Origin of the sequence: Weizmannia sp. CD-2023 (assembly GCF_036225245.1) — a bacterium.
In the GTDB taxonomy this organism is placed as follows: Bacteria; Bacillota; Bacilli; order Bacillales; family Bacillaceae_C; genus Weizmannia; species Weizmannia faecalis.
Genome location: NZ_JARTJQ010000076.1, coordinates 1 through 15,583 on the forward strand (window position 1 = coordinate 1; position 15,583 = coordinate 15,583).

15 protein-coding genes, 2 tRNA genes and 2 pseudogenes are annotated in these 15,583 nt (G+C 47.8%); 14 read left to right on the top strand and 5 right to left on the bottom strand.

Features of this window, described 5'->3' with window-relative positions; genetic code table 11:
- Positions 1-441 precede the first annotated feature (441 nt).
- Positions 442-1,227, top strand: coding sequence for a 5'-nucleotidase, lipoprotein e(P4) family (locus P9687_RS10955; protein WP_026684377.1), 786 nt, complete (start codon positions 442-444; stop codon positions 1,225-1,227).
- 48 nt (positions 1,228-1,275) lie between these two features.
- On the opposite strand, the gene P9687_RS10960 is transcribed toward P9687_RS10955, so the two are convergent.
- Positions 1,276-1,366 (bottom strand) — tRNA-Ser (locus tag P9687_RS10960).
- Between the two features lie 18 nt (positions 1,367-1,384).
- Positions 1,385-1,457: transfer RNA gene (locus P9687_RS10965), tRNA-Thr, on the bottom strand.
- 140 nt (positions 1,458-1,597) lie between these two features.
- On the opposite strand from P9687_RS10965, the gene P9687_RS10970 reads away from it, so the two are divergent.
- The 9 genes and pseudogenes from P9687_RS10970 (at position 1,598) to P9687_RS11010 (ending at position 10,817) form a co-directional block, all read left to right on the top strand.
- Positions 1,598-2,734, top strand: coding sequence for an acyl-CoA dehydrogenase family protein (locus tag P9687_RS10970; RefSeq protein WP_014095921.1), 1,137 nt, complete (start codon positions 1,598-1,600; stop codon positions 2,732-2,734).
- 41 nt (positions 2,735-2,775) lie between these two features.
- Positions 2,776-2,922: pseudogene (locus tag P9687_RS10975) on the top strand (acyl-CoA dehydrogenase); the annotation flags it as partial.
- Between the two features lie 379 nt (positions 2,923-3,301).
- Entirely contained in the window at positions 3,302-3,520 is a 219-nt protein-coding gene (locus tag P9687_RS10980) for a hypothetical protein (RefSeq protein ID WP_014095919.1), read from the top strand.
- 423 nt (positions 3,521-3,943) lie between these two features.
- Positions 3,944-5,125, top strand: a complete 1,182-nt coding sequence (locus P9687_RS10985) for a galactokinase (RefSeq protein ID WP_328228532.1) — start codon at positions 3,944-3,946, stop codon at positions 5,123-5,125.
- Positions 5,122-6,117: a UDP-glucose 4-epimerase GalE gene (gene galE / locus P9687_RS10990; protein WP_014095917.1), complete on the top strand. Its 996-nt coding sequence runs from the start codon at positions 5,122-5,124 to the stop codon at positions 6,115-6,117. The genes P9687_RS10985 and galE overlap by 4 nt, the downstream gene beginning before the upstream one ends.
- 5 nt (positions 6,118-6,122) lie before the next feature.
- Positions 6,123-7,607 (top strand): UDP-glucose--hexose-1-phosphate uridylyltransferase, encoded by a 1,485-nt coding sequence (gene galT / locus P9687_RS10995; protein ID WP_328228533.1) that lies wholly within the window; start codon positions 6,123-6,125, stop codon positions 7,605-7,607.
- A 312-nt stretch (positions 7,608-7,919) separates the two neighbouring features.
- Positions 7,920-8,960, top strand: coding sequence for an aldose epimerase family protein (locus tag P9687_RS11000; RefSeq protein ID WP_328228534.1), 1,041 nt, complete (start codon positions 7,920-7,922; stop codon positions 8,958-8,960).
- 19 nt (positions 8,961-8,979) lie between these two features.
- The gene (locus P9687_RS11005; protein WP_017551614.1) at positions 8,980-9,966 is read left to right on the top strand and encodes a LacI family DNA-binding transcriptional regulator; all 987 of its coding nucleotides are present in this window, start codon (positions 8,980-8,982) and stop codon (positions 9,964-9,966) included.
- Positions 9,967-10,628: 662 nt separating this feature from the next.
- Positions 10,629-10,817: a cold-shock protein gene (locus P9687_RS11010; protein WP_014095913.1), complete on the top strand. Its 189-nt coding sequence runs from the start codon at positions 10,629-10,631 to the stop codon at positions 10,815-10,817.
- A 161-nt stretch (positions 10,818-10,978) separates the two neighbouring features.
- Here the strand turns inward: P9687_RS11010 and P9687_RS11015 are convergent, their stop codons facing one another.
- Both P9687_RS11015 and P9687_RS11020 read right to left on the bottom strand, forming a co-directional pair.
- Positions 10,979-11,110 carry a DUF6254 family protein gene (locus P9687_RS11015; RefSeq protein WP_014095912.1) on the bottom strand — a complete coding sequence of 44 codons (132 nt, stop codon included), beginning with the start codon at positions 11,108-11,110 and terminating at the stop codon, positions 10,979-10,981.
- Positions 11,111-11,115: 5 nt separating this feature from the next.
- Positions 11,116-11,304: a hypothetical protein gene (locus P9687_RS11020; protein WP_014095911.1), complete on the bottom strand. Its 189-nt coding sequence runs from the start codon at positions 11,302-11,304 to the stop codon at positions 11,116-11,118.
- A 103-nt stretch (positions 11,305-11,407) separates the two neighbouring features.
- Between P9687_RS11020 and P9687_RS11025 the strand changes: the two genes are divergently transcribed.
- The 4 genes from P9687_RS11025 to metA all read left to right on the top strand — a co-directional run bounded on the left by P9687_RS11025 (position 11,408) and on the right by metA (position 15,159).
- The gene (locus P9687_RS11025) at positions 11,408-12,268 is read left to right on the top strand and encodes a CvfB family protein (protein WP_017551615.1); all 861 of its coding nucleotides are present in this window, start codon (positions 11,408-11,410) and stop codon (positions 12,266-12,268) included.
- Entirely contained in the window at positions 12,268-12,663 is a 396-nt protein-coding gene (gene gloA2, locus P9687_RS11030) for an SMU1112c/YaeR family gloxylase I-like metalloprotein (protein WP_328228535.1), read from the top strand. The genes P9687_RS11025 and gloA2 overlap by 1 nt, the downstream gene beginning before the upstream one ends.
- Before the next feature lie 551 nt (positions 12,664-13,214).
- Positions 13,215-14,162 (top strand): mannose-6-phosphate isomerase, class I, encoded by a 948-nt coding sequence (gene manA, locus P9687_RS11035; RefSeq protein WP_017551620.1) that lies wholly within the window; start codon positions 13,215-13,217, stop codon positions 14,160-14,162.
- A 91-nt stretch (positions 14,163-14,253) separates the two neighbouring features.
- The gene (gene metA / locus P9687_RS11040) at positions 14,254-15,159 is read left to right on the top strand and encodes a homoserine O-acetyltransferase MetA (RefSeq protein WP_035189069.1); all 906 of its coding nucleotides are present in this window, start codon (positions 14,254-14,256) and stop codon (positions 15,157-15,159) included.
- Positions 15,160-15,342: 183 nt separating this feature from the next.
- On the opposite strand, the pseudogene P9687_RS11045 reads toward metA, so the two are convergent.
- Positions 15,343-15,583 (bottom strand): annotated as a pseudogene (locus P9687_RS11045) (MFS transporter); the annotation flags it as partial.

Here is a 15,583-nt window from a genome sequence, read left to right on the forward strand (position 1 = left end):
TCAAGATCTGAAGTCATGATGGCTTCTTTTAAAACATCCAAATTTAGGTTAAACTGTAAGTGAGTCATTTTATCTCCTCTTTTCATTGTTTATTGTCGTTGAAAACAGTGTTGCCAAGAGTTGATAAAATGACTCCTTCTTTTTACACAATTATACGGACTTAATCGGTCTGAGTGAAGGAAGCGCGGAAAAAACGCGTTGTTTCTTAACGTAGGATGCGTCTAAGTGAAGGAAGCGAGCGAAATTCCGACAAACAATGTACGTAAACGCCCATATCACAAAAAATACATGCCAGCGGAAGAATGAAAATCCCGTCGTAAATCAGAATAGACCGCTTCGAAGTGCCTAACAACCCCCGTGAAAGATGCCATTTTAGCATGTATCAATTTCCGGGGTTCCCTTATACTAATCGTAAAAGCATTTTAGAAAGAAGGGGCAAGCATGAACTATTTTGCAGGGTTGCTAATTGTCTTTGCGCTGGTGCTTGGAAATGCGGGGTGCTCTGCTGAAGGCGGCAAACAAAACCGGGAAGCTGCCGTCATGAAGACGGTTCCGGTTACGGGCTGCACGGCAAAGCAAAAAGCGGAACAGACCAAAATGGGGGTTGCCTGGTACCGGACATCCGGAGAAGCAAGAGCGCTCTATTATCAAGGATACAATATCGGAAAACAGCGTATTGAGGAGAGCCTGAAAACCAAAGTAAAAAAGAAGCGCGCCATTGTCCTGGATCTGGATGAGACAGTGCTGGATAACGGGCCGTACTTATCTTATATGGCAGAAAAAGGCATTTCGTTTGGCAGCGGCTGGGGAGCATGGGTGAAAAAAGCAAAAGCAAAACCGCTTCCGGGGGCACTTTCCTTTTTAAAATATGCCGATAAAAAAGGAATCGATATTTATTACATTTCAAACCGGGACGAAAAATATATGGATGCCACCCTTCGCAACTTGAAAAAAGAAGGGATCCCGCAGGCCGTCCGTTCCCATGTGCTGTTGCAAACAGGAACAAGCAGCAAAGAAGCACGCCGACAAACCGTTGAAAAGAATTATGAAATCATTGCCTTGTTCGGTGATAATCTGGGTGACTTTTTTAAGACATTTGACGGAAAAGGAAACAAGGCGCGCAGCCTGGAAGCAGACCGTTTCCGCCATGCATTTGGCCGCAAATTTATCGTATTCCCGAATCCGGTTTACGGGGATTGGGAGCATGAATTGCCATGTGGTTCATAAACGCAAAAAAATTCCGGAGTTCTCCGGAATTTTTATATGCACTATGTATGGCGGAGAAGGTGGGATTTGAACCCACGCGACGGTCACCCGCCCTAACGCATTTCGAGTGCGTCCCCTTCAGCCGCTTGGGTACTTCTCCATATGAAAAAAAGAAAGATGCTGGTGAGAGGACTCGAACCTCCGACCCCTTCATTACGAGTGAAGTGCACTACCAACTGTGCTACACCAGCATGGAATCAATCAGGACAATGTAAATTATATTATAATAAAATCCGGATTGCAAGAGGAAATTTAAAAAAAGTGTTGTAATGTTTTTCCGGCATGTTTCCGGTAAAATAAGAGAAAAGATGTTTCCGGGGGAGGAAAGGATATGGATTTTTTAAAAGCCTCAACGCTGGAGGAAAAACTGGACCTAATTCAAACGCTTGCCGGCCCGTTTTCTGAAAGGGCGGCTGCCAATGACTTGGAAGGACGGTTTGCTTTTGAAAATATTCAAGATTTAAAAGAAACAGGCTATACAAAGCTGACTGTGCCACAAAACTACGGTGGGGGCGGCATTTCGCTGTATGAGCTTGTCCGCCTGCAAGAGGCCATCGCGGTTGCGGACGGGTCGACTGCCCTTTCCATTGGATGGCATATGGGGATTTTAATGCATTTGTCCGAAACAAGAACATGGAACGGGCAATTGTTTGAACGCATTTGCCGTGCGGCAGCAGGGGAGGCCGCCCTCATCAACACTTGCGCAACAGAAGCGCAAACGGGCAGCCCGACGCGCGGTGGCATGCCGGAAACAACGGCAACGGAAAAGAACGGCGAATGGGTGTTAAACGGGAGAAAAACTTTTGCCACCATGTCTCCGGTGCTCGACTTTTTTATCATTACCGCAACGATTCCGGAAAAAGAAGCGGTTGGCAGTTTTGTCGTTCCGCGGGATACGGCTGGCCTCTCCATCGTCGAAACATGGGACAGCATTGCTTTAAGGGCAACCGGCAGCCATGATGTTGTGCTGGAAAACGTCAAAGTCCCGCTTGCGAACCTGGCGGAGATCCAGACGAAAAAGAAGGAGCCGGCCGGTTATCTGCTCCATATCCCTGCCTGTTATTTAGGCATTGCCGAGGCAGCAAAACGGGAAGCGGCTCGCTTTGCTAAATCGTATACGCCGAACAGCCTGAACCATCCGATTGCGGAACTGCCGGCTATCCGCCAGAAATTCGGTGAAATCGAGCTGAAATTGATGCAGGCGCGGCATTTTCTGTATTCGGTTGCGAAAATGTGGGATGAAGCCGGAGCAGAACAAAGAAAAGAGATGGGCCCGGAACTTGGGGCAGCGAAAATGGCAGTTACGAATCATGCGATAGAAGCAGTTGATTTAGCGATGCGAATCGTAGGTGCCAGAAGCCTGTCCGAAAAAAGTCCGCTGCAGCGCTATTACCGCGATGTCCGCGCCGGGCTCCACAACCCGCCGATGGATGATGCCGTCCTTATGCAGCTCGGCGCGCGTGTGTAAAATCAAAAAGCATCCGATGGTCTAAACAGCGGGAAAACAGAATTGTGGATCTGGCCATGAGGATAGTCGGCGCCCGCAGCCTTTTTCAAAAAAGCCCGCTGCAGCGCTATTACCGTGATGTGCATGCGGGATTACACAATCCGCCGATGGATGATACCGTCCTTATGCAGCTCGGCGCGCGCGTGTAAAATCAAAAAGCATCCGATGGTCTAAGCAGCCGGGAAAAAGGGGGGGCGCAAAGCAGCAAAGCGCCGCCGCTTTTTTCGGTCCACTTTGTCGCTACTGCTAAAAAAGCGGCAACTGCTGATAAATGCACTGTTGCCGCTCCATGGTTTGCTTACGTTCGATGATGTGCCGGATAAGCCCGTACAATTTCATCCTGCCATTTTTCAAGGATTTTCCTGATATTTTCCGGGGCGGTTTTCGGCTTGCGGGTGTAAGACAGCAGGCCGTTTGTTTCCTGCTCGACATCTGAAAGCTGCGTATAACAAAAGCCTCCTCCTTATCAAAACGTATTATAATAAAAAAATAAAAATTTAGAAATAATTTATTGCCGAGGTATTTTTTATGAGAAAAATCTATGAATTCATGAGTAAAGATGAGAAGAAGAAGGCTATATCTTTGCTTACTAAAGATATAGATGAGCTAAAGAAGGAACAAAAACGAGAAGATGAAAAGGGATATCCCCGAGTAATAAAAGATGCAATAGAAGAAACAATCCAAAGGTACATAAAAGATATGGAGTATTTAAAAGATGATTTAAAAAAAGAAGAGAAAAAATCTTAAATCAGTTATTACAGCAGTGGATCGCATTGGAATGGTAAATGATTGTACTGAGGCTGTATTATTTAAGGCTTGCTGAATAAGCAAAATTCCTAGATTTGGCAAGAGTGCTGACAGCTTTGGCAACAATTTAAATGCAAGGATTTTACAACAAATCCAGGGAAAAGCTTGCACTCGAAAGCCGATTCAACGTATTTAGAAGACAAAATCACGCATTCTCACATATATTTTGCGACAGAGCTTGCAGACAAATTTGGTACAAACTCAGAATCGGATTCGTTCAGCAAGCCCTATTTAGAAATGGAATATTACCAGTAAAAATTTTAGTAAAAATGTTGCCTTTTTTTACTTCTGCGTGTAAGATGGAATTGAAGAAAACGTTTGCAATCTTTTTATTCTATTCTATTACACTTAGGGGGAACGAACATGAGCAACCCAAATTTGCCTCAGGCTTTTAAGGAGTATTTCGGGACGGCGGCGGAGCGCGCGTTTTTTGCGCCGGGCCGGATTAATCTGATCGGGGAGCATACCGACTATAACGGCGGCCATGTGTTTCCGTGCGCGATTACCATGGGGACGTATGCTTTGGCCAAAAAACGCGATGACCGCAACATTCGCTTTGTATCTTTGAATTTTAAAGAAAAAGGCGTTATCGAATTTATGCTTGACGATCTGGCATACAACAAAGCACATGACTGGGCCAATTACCCGAAAGGCATGCTGAAATATTTGAAGGAAGCGGGGCATGAAATAGAACAGGGTTTTGACTGCCTCGTGTACGGCAATATTCCGAATGGGGCCGGCCTGTCTTCTTCCGCCTCCATTGAACTATTAACCGGCGTGATGCTTGAAAAATTGTTCAACCTGAAAGTGGAACAGCTCGATCTTGTCAAGCTCGGGCAAAAAACGGAAAACCAATTTATCGGCGTAAACAGCGGGATCATGGATCAGTTCGCGGTCGGGATGGGCAAAAAAGACGCGGGCATTTTGCTCGACTGTGCCACACTTGCGTACGAATATGCCCCGATCAAGCTGGATCACCATAAAATTTTGATTATGAACACGAATAAACGCCGTGAACTTGCGGACTCTAAATATAATGAACGACGTGCGGAATGTGAATCGGCACTGAAACAGCTGCAAAAGAAACTCGATATCGAAACGCTCGGCGATTTGACAGAAGAAGCATTTGAAAAAAACAAGGAAATCATAGACAATGAGATTGTGAGGAAACGGGCAAAACATGCGGTTTACGAAAATGTGCGCACGCTAAAAGCACTTGACGCATTAAAACGCGGCGACCTGCCCGCTTTCGGGGAACTGATCAATGCCTCCCACCGTTCGCTGCGGGATGATTATGAAGTGACCGGCAAAGAACTCGATACGCTGGCCGAAACCGCCTGGAAGCAGGAGGGCGTGCTCGGGGCGAGAATGACGGGCGCAGGATTCGGCGGATGTGCGATCGCGATTGTCGAAACTGACAAAGTTGATGCGTTCATTAAAAATGTCGGGGACGTCTATGAAAAAGAAATCGGCTACCGGGCGGACTTCTACACCGCAAGCATCGGTGACGGAGCAAAAGAAATGACAATGGAGGAACTTGCATGAGCATTTTAGTATTAGGCGGGGCCGGTTATATCGGCTCGCATGCCGTATATCAACTGATCGACCAAAAATATGACGTGGTGGTGATTGACAATCTGCAAACCGGCCACCGCGCCGCAATCCATCCAAAGGCAAAATTTTACGAAGGTGATATTCGCGACCGTGCCTTTATGCAGGAAGTTTTCGGGAAAGAAAAAATTGACGCGATCATTCATTTTGCAGCCAACTCGCTTGTCGGCGAATCGATGGAACAGCCGCTGAAATATTTCGACAACAACGTATATGGCACGCAAATTGTGCTTGAAATGATGAAAGAATTCCATGTGCCGCATATTGTGTTTTCTTCGACCGCTGCAACATACGGGGAACCGGAACACGTGCCGATTACAGAGACAATGCCGACCGTTCCGACCAACACTTACGGCGAGACAAAACTGACGATGGAAAAAATGATGAAATGGTGTGAAAAAGCGTACGGCATTAAATACGTTGCACTTCGCTATTTTAACGTAGCCGGCGCAAGATCAACCGGCGAAATCGGCGAAGACCACCATCCGGAAACGCATCTCATCCCGGTTGTATTGGAAACGGTGCTTGGAAAACGTGAGGCGATCACCATTTTCGGCGAAGACTATGATACAAAAGATGGGACATGCGTCCGCGATTACATCCATGTGGAGGACTTGATTGATGCCCATATTCTTGCGCTTCAATATTTACAGAACGGCGGCGCAAGCGATGTGTTCAACCTCGGATCAAGCAACGGATTTTCCGTCAAAGAAATTGTGGATACCGTGCGGGAAGTGACCGGCAAGGGCTTTAACGTCAAAATCGGCGACCGCCGCGCTGGGGATCCGAGCACGCTGATCGCTTCATCCGACAAGGCAAAGCGTGTGCTCGGCTGGAATCCGAAAAAAACGGATATCCGCCAGATTATCAAAGATGCATGGAACTGGCATGAAAGCCATCCAAACGGTTACGACGACAGAAGGTGAAATCATTGGCCATTTTTGAAACGGTCGAGCAGCTTGTAAACAAGGCTGTCCGTGCCGGGTTAATCGGGGAAGAAGACCGGGTGTATGCGAGAAACCAGGTGCTGTCACTTTTGCATCTGGATGAATTTCATGAACCGGAAGAAGGCGGGGCGGATCAGGATATTCCTGATCTCCTCCGCATCCTTGTCCGTTACGCGTGCGAAAAAGGCATCATTCAGGATGTATTGGATGAGAAAGACATTTTTGCAAGCCACATCATGAATGTGTTTACGCCGCGCCCGTCAACGGTAAACTATATTTTCCGGGAAAAATATGCGGAAAGCCCGGCTGAAGCGACCGATTATTTTTACGCATTAAGCAAACACAGCAATTATATCCAAACGAAGCAGATTGCGAAAAACATTGTATACAAGACGCCAACGGAATACGGCGATCTTGACATTACCATCAATCTTTCAAAACCGGAAAAAGACCCGAAGTCCATTGCCAGGGAAAAAAACGCCAAAAAAGGGCATTACCCGAAATGCCTTCTTTGCATGGAAAATGAAGGATATGCCGGCAGAACGGGGCACCCGGCACGGTCGAACCACCGGCTTATCCGCCTTACCCTCGGCGGCGAGCCGTGGTATTTGCAATATTCACCATATATGTATTACAACGAACATTGCATTGTGCTGTCAGAAACACACCGCGATATGAAAATCGACAAAGCGGCTTTTCAAAGATTGCTTGAATTTGTCGGGCGGTTCCCGCATTATTTCCTTGGTTCAAATGCCGATCTGCCGATTGTCGGCGGTTCGATTTTGTCGCACGACCATTATCAGGGCGGGCGTTATGAATTTGCGATGGCAAAAGCGGCTGACGACTGGCAGTTTGAAATGAAGGCATTTCCGGATGTGGAAGCCGCCGTTATCAAATGGCCGATATCGGTCATCCGGCTGCGAAGTGCAGAGGCAGCAAGGCTTACAGAGGCCGCGGATCATATTTTGCAAATCTGGAAACAGTACAGCGATCCTTCCGCCGACATTCTCGCGGAAACAAACGGGACGCCGCATAACACGATTACGCCGATCGCAAGAAAACGCGCGGGCCGGTTTGAACTTGATCTTGTGCTCCGCAACAACCGGACAAGCGAAACCCATCCGCTTGGCATTTTCCACCCGCACGCTGAGGTCCATCATATTAAAAAAGAAAACATCGGGCTGATTGAAGTGATGGGGCTTGCGGTTCTGCCAGCGCGGCTGAAAAATGAGCTGGCCGAAGTGGAAAAATTTTTGCTCGGGCAGCCGAATGATATTGCCGACTACCATCTTGACTGGGCAAACGGATTGAAGAAAAAATACGAAGGCACGGTGGCGGCGGAAAACGTGGAAGGCATCGTCCGCAACGAAGTGGGCAAAGTCTTCCTGCAAGTTTTGCAGCACGCCGGCGTCTTCAAACGGGACGAAAAAGGGAAACAGGCATTCCGGAACTTTTTACGCAAGTTGTAGTAGCGGTCCGTTCCAACATTTTTGTGTAGATGTTAACGGCGAATCGTGCGGGCTGCTAAACATCTTCCGGAATGAATCGCGCAGTCCAAGCAGCAGGCCGGTTTTTACAGGACTGTGAGACCGGCCGCAGACTCTGGAAGCGATTGGCGCGGTCGCGGGGAACTGGAGCCGGGAACGCGTTCCAACATTTTTAGCATACGCTTTTGACGCATATAGGGGGCTGCAGATCACATTCCGTAACTTTTAGCTCAGACGGGTACACCGGGCCGTTTTATATGGCCCGCAATCTTTAACGGAAAAGGGCTGATCAAAATGGAAATCAAAAAGGCATTGTTTGGGGAATTGGAAGGGCGTCCGGTCTATGCTTATGAATTGAAAAATGACTGTGGCGTATCTGTAACGGTGCTTGAATACGGTTGCATCATCAACAAGATCATCGTGCCGGACAAAAACGGCAAAGCGGAAAATATCGTGCTCGGGTATGACAACCTTGACGGCTACCTCCATGGTGTTCCGTATTTCGGCGCTATCATCGGCCGTATTGCCGGCAGGATCGCCGGGGCTTCTTTTGAACTGGACGGCAAAACATACAAGCTTTCTGCCAATGAAAACCGCAACCATCTCCATGGCGGCTTCAAAGGGTTTAACGCCGTCATCTGGGACAGCACACCCATTGAACAAGACGGCGCAGTTGGTGTGAAATTTACGCATATAAGCCCGGACGGCGAAGAAGGCTATCCCGGAAATCTCGATGCCACCGTGACCTATCTTTTAACAAATGAACAAGAACTGAAGCTGTCTTATCAGGCACATACGGATAAAAAAACGATCGTCAACATGACCAATCATGCATACTTCAATTTAAGCGGCGATATGAAACGCGATGTACGCGGGCACAAATTGCAAATCCCGAGTAACCGTGTGCTTGAACTTGGCCAGGAAACGCTGCCGACAGGGAAGACTTTCGATGTCACCGGCACCGCGTTCGATTTTCGGAACGGGCGAAAAATCGAAGACGGCACGGTATCAGATCATCCGCAAAACGTCCTTGTCGGAAACGGCTATGACCACGCGTTTTTATTGCCGGAAACGGAAAAAACGATCCGCTTAAAAGACGAAGAGAGCGGGCGCGTGCTGACGGTGGAAACCGACCAGCCTTGCGTCGTCGTTTATACTTGCAATACAATGGGCAATGACGAATATGAAATCCGCGGCCGCAAGCCTTCAGATTATTTGGCGGTCTGCCTTGAGACGCAGGGTGTGCCGGATGCGATCCATCACCCTGAATACCCGTCTGTGATTCTAGAGCCGGGTGAAACATACCGTGCCCATACAAAATGGATTTTTGGTTGAAAAAGATTGAGGTGTAAGCATGGCAACGATTAAAGATATTGCAGAGAAGGCGGGTGTTTCCATTTCAACGGTTTCACGCGTGCTGAATAACGACCCGTCACTTTCCGTTAGTGACGATACGAAAAAAAGAATCTTTGAAGCGGCTGAAGCGCTTTCCTACAAGAAAAAAACAGCCCGGAAACCGGAAAAAATCAAAATTGCGCTAGTGTACTGGTATACGGAACAAGAAGAGCTGAATGATTTGTATTATTTATCGATCAGAATGGGCATTGAAGCACGCTGCAGCATGAAAAATATCCGGCTGACGAAATACGATTTGACGCATTTGGAAGAGATGGGGAAAGAGCAAATCCAGGGCATTATTGCTGTCGGGAAATTCAGCCTGGCGCAAGTGGAGAAGCTTCTCTCTGTTACCCCGAATATCGTATTTGTCGACTGCTCGCCTGACGACAACCGCTTTGATGCTGTTGTGGCCGATTTTGAAAAAGCGACAGAAAAAGTGCTCGCCTATTTTACGGAAAAAGGCCATACACAAATCGGCTTTATCGGCGGCAGGGAAAATTATAAAGATGCGTCCGCCACGATTGAGGATCCGCGCGAAACGGCGTTCAGGCGCTGGATGCAGGCAGCAGGCCGCTGGAATGAAAAATGGGTATATATCGGTGCGTTTTCGACTGAAGACGGATACCAGTTGATGAACGAGGCGATCCGCGAACACGGGGACGCGCTTCCGACCGCTTTTTTTGCCGCCAATGATGCGATTGCGATCGGGTGCCTTAAGGCGCTTGCGGAAAACAACATCCCGGTGCCCGGCCGCGTGAGCCTTATCGGCGTCAATGACATCTCGCTGTCCAAATATGTTTTCCCGCCGCTTTCTACTGTGAAAGTGTATACGGAATTGATGGGCGAGACAGCAGTCGATACGCTGCTGGAACGTTTGGAAGGCAGAACCGTTGCAAAGAAAATTTTTATTGCCACAAAACTTGTTTGCCGCAAAAGCGGATGAGTGAGTGGGAAAGCGGGTAAAAATGATTTTGAGGCTGTCTGTTGCGATCTTGGTTTTGGAATGGTATGGCCGCGAACTTTACGGAAAGCGGAGTAAATTTTAGGGCAGATGATGCAAAGGTGCCGAAGCAGTGCAGGTCCCGGTTTCAATAATAGCGGGGGCACGAAAGAAAATGGGCGGGCTTTGCGAAAAGTAGAGTAGCGATTAAGGCAGGCTTTGCAAATGCATCGGGGCAGTGCGAGTATAGGTTGCTGTTTCGAAATGGCATATATTGCAAACAAAACCGCCGCAAACCTGTCGTAAGTGGGCAGGATTTTAGGGCAGATGATGCAATGCCTTGAAGCATTGCAAGTACCTGCTTCAAAAATAGCAGTGGCGCGAAAGAATGGCCGCGGCTTTGCGAAAAGTAGAGTAGCGATTAAGGCAGGTTTTGCAAATGTATCGAGCAGTGTGGATCCCGGCTCCAGCCCGGTTCCAGGCTGCAGCACTTGCCTCGTGCAAAGCGGAGGCCCGCATAAAGCCGGGGCCGCATGCATATAATAGAAGCATGCACGAATGCGCCGGGACGGTTTGCACACTTGCCTGCATACGTTAACGCAGCAGGGCCGGTCCCCTTTTTTGTGTTAAAGTGTGTTATACTAAACATAAGAAGGGAGTCTTTTATGATGGCATATTTTAATAACCAGAAGGAGCCGGTGCCTGAGGTGGAAACGACCGTATGGGCCTGCACAAACGATGATTGCAACGGTTTTATGCGTGAAAACTTTACTTTTGAAGAAAAGCCGCACTGCCCGCTCTGCCACTCCGATATGAAAAAAGAAGTACGCGTGCTGCCAGTTATCGGAAGTTAAAAAAACAGTTATTTTTTGTTGCCATTTTTCGGGCCTGTTGAAACCCCTGTTTTCAACGGGTTTTTTACTATCTGCGGGAATCGTTAAGCCATTTTTTGTAAAACCCGATTGCGCGCGGTCTCCAGCATACAAAAGGGGTGCCATGAAAGCACCCCTTTATCTCACTTTTTTTCTTTCCATTCGGCGAATATCTCATCCGCGATTTCTTCCAGAGATTTCACTTTGCCGTGCGGGTTTTGCGATTCTTTCCGGACTTTCCACTGTCGTTCTTCTTCGCGCTTTGATTTACTCACTTGGATCACTCCTGTTTGCCATCTGTAAATTTCGCGAATCTTTTCATATCCTTATCCGTTTCAAGCGCTGTCACAGCAAACGGTTTATAAGGCTTATGTTCACTGAACAAGCCAACCTGGTTGCTCCCATGCGCATCATTGACAACAGTTTCCGCCTCATTGTCCCGATGCGTCACCTCACGTTTGTCAGGCATAGTATTTCCACTCCTTGTTCAAAATAAAATCATGTTTTCCGCCGATCAATGTTATAATTACCTATTATGAAGCAAACGATTTACGGAGGAGGAAACTGCTGCAATGGATTTAACACCAGGAACCGTTGCCGAACTTACGGTGGTGCGGGAAGCGCCGTTCGGTTATTTTTTATCTAACGGGACAGAAGACGTGCTCCTGCATCACCGGGATATTGTGGAACCCTTTGATCCGGAAGCGGTGCAAACGGTCTTTCTATATCAGGACCATCAGGGGAGGCTGGCCGCGACAAATGTGATTCCGGACATCCGATTGGGGACATACGGCTGGGCGGAAGTTGCCGGCACCAAAGAAAAACTTGGCGTTTTCGTTTCGATCGGAATTCACAAAGACATGCTTCTTTCTGTTGATGACTTGCCCCCGATCCGCTCGCTCTGGCCGGAAAAAGGCGATCGTTTATACATTACCCTTGATCTTGACAAACATGGGCGCTTATTCGCAAAATTAGCCGAAGAAAACATGGTCAGGGATTTAGCGAAACAAGCCGGTCGTGAAATGTGGAACAAAGATGTCACCGGGCATGTGTTCCGACTGACAAAAGCGGGTTCTTCAATCATAACCGATGAGGGCTTTATTGGCTTCATCCATGAATCACAGCGCAAAAACGAACCGCGCCTCGGGCAGAAAGTGGAAGGCCGCGTCATTGATGTAAAAGAAGACGGGACACTGAATATCTCGCTTTTGGGGCGCGCTTATGAAGCATTGGATAAAGATGCGGAAAATATCCTTGCCTATATGGATTCCCGCGGCGGAAAAATGCCGTATTGGGATAAAAGCATGCCGGAAGAGATTCAGGAGCGGTTTGGCATCAGCAAAGCGGCGTTTAAACGTGCGCTCGGCCGTCTGATGAAAAACGGCACCGTCTATCAAGAAGAAGGCTGGACTTATCGGAAGGAGGAAAAGTAATGGCAGCTCCAAGGTTGAAACGCATTCACCATATTGCCATCATTTGTTCCGATTATGCAAAATCAAAGCATTTTTATGTCGATTGCCTTGGATTGGAGCCGGTGCGGGAAGTATATCGGAAAGAGCGGGATTCCTACAAACTGGATCTTTCGGTCGGCAGCGTATATCAGATCGAGCTGTTTTCCTTTCCGAATCCGCCCGCGCGCCCGACATTTCCGGAAGCTGCGGGCTTGCGGCATCTTGCATTTGAAACGGACGATGTAGAAGCGGATAAAAAGTGGCTTGAAGAAATGGGCATTCAAGTAGAAGACATCCGCATTGACCCGCTTACAGATAAAAAATTCACCTTTTTCCAGGATCCCGACGGTCTTCCGATCGAATTGTATGAAAGCTGACCTGTTACTGCGGATGAAAAAATTTGCAGACAAACGGCCGGTGCAAAAAAACAGATTGGCAGATAAAGAAATAGAAAACGCCCCCGTATAAACACTAAAATTTGGCAAACAAAAAAGCGGCATCCGGACAGCAAAAAAATGGCAGGCAAGAAACGAAAAATGGTTCCAAATGGGCAAAAAATTTTTCGCTCAGAAGATAGCTGAAGACAAACGGCCGATTGAAAAACACGGGGATACCGGGACAGCAAAAAATGGCAGGCAAGAAACGAAAAATGGTTCCAAATGGGCAAAAAATTTTGCATGCAGAAGATAGCTGAAGACAAACGGCCGATTGAAAAACACGGGGATACCGGGACAGCAAAAAATGGCAGGCAAGAAATGAAAAACGTCCCCAAACGGGCAAAAAAATTTTGCGTGCGGAAAGCAAATGGCCGGTGCAAAAACACGGGATAACCGGCGCGGGTGCAGGAGCGGTGTGCTATAATGAAAAGGACTGAAAATGCTTTGTTCATATTTGAGCAAAGGATTGCCTTTCAAGGAGGAAGATTTGAATGAGCGAGCCTTTATTTCTTGAACCGGTTTTTAAAGAAAGAATTTGGGGAGGAACCGCGCTGAGGGACCGGTTTGGTTACCGCATCCCGTCTGACCATACAGGGGAGTGCTGGGCTATTTCCGGCCATCCGAACGGCCCGTCGACTGTAAAAAACGGTGAATTTGCCGGCAAAACCTTGATGGAACTGTGGGAAGAAAGACGTGACTTGTTCGGCGGAATGTCTGGAAAAGGATTCCCGCTCCTGACGAAAATTCTCGATGCAAATGCAGATTTATCGGTTCAGGTTCACCCGGATGATGCATACGCCAATGAACACGAAAACGGAGAACTTGGCAAAACGGAATGCTGGTACATCATTGATTGCAAGGAAGACGCACAGCTCGTTTACGGGCATCATGCCAAAACGAAAGAAGAATTCGTCCGCCTGGTTGAAGAAGGAAAATGGGACAGCCTGCTGCGCAAAGTGCCGATTCACCCGGGGGACTTTTTCTATGTGCCGAGCGGGACGATTCATGCTCTTTGTGAAGGGACGCTTGTGCTCGAAACGCAGCAAAGCAGTGATACAACGTACCGCGTTTATGACTACGACCGGACGGATGCTGCCGGCAACAAACGTGAACTGCATTTGCAAAAAGCCATTGATGTTACAACGATACCGCACCGGGATGCCGCAGTCCTCCCCCGTACGGAAGAAAAACCGGGTGTTACCATCACAACGTTTGCAAAGGAAGCCTTTTTCTCTGTATATAAATGGGATGTAAAAGGAACCGCATCGTTTACCCAAAACAAACCGTTCGAACTGGCCAGCGTGCTTGACGGGGAAGGGGCCATGAAAGCCGACGGAAAAACTTATCCGCTTGAAAAAGGGATGCATTTTCTGCTGCCGTCCGGATTTGGCCATTTTGAACTGGAAGGTCATCTGACGCTGATCATATCCCATCCGTAAACTGTCTGTCTATCAAGAATATTGCAGCAAACGGCAGAAAACCGATATAATGAAAAATACATGACAACTGAGTATGGGGGAGACGTTGAAAATGCCAATCAATATACCGAAAGATTTACCTGCCGGAGAGCTGCTGAGACAAGAGAAAATTTTTGTGATGGATGAGGACAGGGCGAGAACGCAGGATATCCGTCCGCTGAATATATTAATCTTAAATTTAATGCCGGAAAAAGAAAAGACGGAGTTGCAGCTGCTGCGCCTTCTTGGCAATACGCCGTTGCAGGTCAACATCACTTTTCTCCGGACGTCGACTTACCAATCCAAAAACGTCAGCAGCTACCATTTAGAACATTTTTACACGGTTTTTGACGAGGTGAAAAGCCGCCGTTTTGACGGGATGATTATTACCGGTGCCCCGGTTGAAAAAATGGATTTCGAAGCGGTGGATTATTGGGACGAGCTGAAGCAAATCATGGATTGGACCAAAACCAATGTCACGTCGACACTACATATTTGCTGGGGCGCGCAGGCTGCCTTGTACTACCATTACGGCATTGAGAAGTACGAACTGCCGGAAAAGTGTTTCGGCATTTTCAAACACCGCTTGTTTTTGCCGATGGTCAAGCTGGTCCGCGGATTTGATGAGGTTTTTAACGCGCCCCATTCCCGCTATACGGATGTTGCACGCGGAGCCATTGAAAACCATCCGGAACTGCAGCTCGTTTCCATATCGGAAGAGGGTTCGCCGTTCATTGTGATGGACGAAAACGGGAAAAATATTATGATCACCGGCCATTTGGAATATGATGCCACAACCCTTGCTGATGAATATGTGCGCGATCAGCAAAGAGGACTTGGCACCGCCCTCCCGAAAAATTATTTTCCCAATAACGATGCCAATGAGAGGCCGCTCCATACATGGCGCTCGCACAGCTACTTACTTTTTTCCAATTGGCTGAACTATTATGTATACCAGGAAACACCGTACCAATGGTAAACAAAGGGCTGTCCCGCAAACAGGGGCGGCTTTTTTGGTGCTTGGGGATTTCAAAAGAAAGTTACCGTTCGATTCGGCTGGCTTTTGTTCCTTTGAAGCTCGCTAAGGGACAATGCGTAAACGGCAAAAAGCCCCCAATTGCTATCAGAAGCATCCCCCAAAAAAAAGAGGCAGCCCCGCGTATCAGGACAGCCCCTTTTCGCCTTCCGCTTTCGGAACCGCGAAAGAGAGAAGAAAACAAACAAGTGAAATTATGGCAAGTAGGATGAAGATCGAGTGAATGCCTGAAAAAAGCACATGCCGCAGCCAATCGCGCGCCGCTTCCGAAAACCGGCCTGCGCTTTCCGGATTGATCAGCCTGTTCAGCGAATTCGTCGTAAACCCGCCCGGATTGCCCTTCGCAAGTTCCCCGGCAACTTTTGCA

Bases quoted from the DNA above. Each gene is read 5' to 3' on its own strand.
- manA (WP_017551620.1), top strand. From the start codon at position 13,215: ATGAGCGAGCCTTTATTTCTTGAACCGGTTTTTAAAGAAAGAATTTGG.
- P9687_RS10985 (WP_328228532.1), top strand. From the start codon at position 3,944: ATGAGCAACCCAAATTTGCCTCAGGCTTTTAAGGAGTATTTCGGGACG.
- metA (WP_035189069.1), top strand. From the start codon at position 14,254: ATGCCAATCAATATACCGAAAGATTTACCTGCCGGAGAGCTGCTGAGA.
- P9687_RS10955 (WP_026684377.1), top strand. From the start codon at position 442: ATGAACTATTTTGCAGGGTTGCTAATTGTCTTTGCGCTGGTGCTTGGA.
- P9687_RS11010 (WP_014095913.1), top strand. From the start codon at position 10,629: ATGATGGCATATTTTAATAACCAGAAGGAGCCGGTGCCTGAGGTGGAA.
- P9687_RS11005 (WP_017551614.1), top strand. From the start codon at position 8,980: ATGGCAACGATTAAAGATATTGCAGAGAAGGCGGGTGTTTCCATTTCA.
- P9687_RS11020 (WP_014095911.1), bottom strand. From the start codon at position 11,304: ATGCCTGACAAACGTGAGGTGACGCATCGGGACAATGAGGCGGAAACT.
- P9687_RS11025 (WP_017551615.1), top strand. From the start codon at position 11,408: ATGGATTTAACACCAGGAACCGTTGCCGAACTTACGGTGGTGCGGGAA.
- P9687_RS10970 (WP_014095921.1), top strand. From the start codon at position 1,598: ATGGATTTTTTAAAAGCCTCAACGCTGGAGGAAAAACTGGACCTAATT.
- galE (WP_014095917.1), top strand. From the start codon at position 5,122: ATGAGCATTTTAGTATTAGGCGGGGCCGGTTATATCGGCTCGCATGCC.
- gloA2 (WP_328228535.1), top strand. From the start codon at position 12,268: ATGGCAGCTCCAAGGTTGAAACGCATTCACCATATTGCCATCATTTGT.
- P9687_RS10980 (WP_014095919.1), top strand. From the start codon at position 3,302: ATGAGAAAAATCTATGAATTCATGAGTAAAGATGAGAAGAAGAAGGCT.
- P9687_RS11000 (WP_328228534.1), top strand. From the start codon at position 7,920: ATGGAAATCAAAAAGGCATTGTTTGGGGAATTGGAAGGGCGTCCGGTC.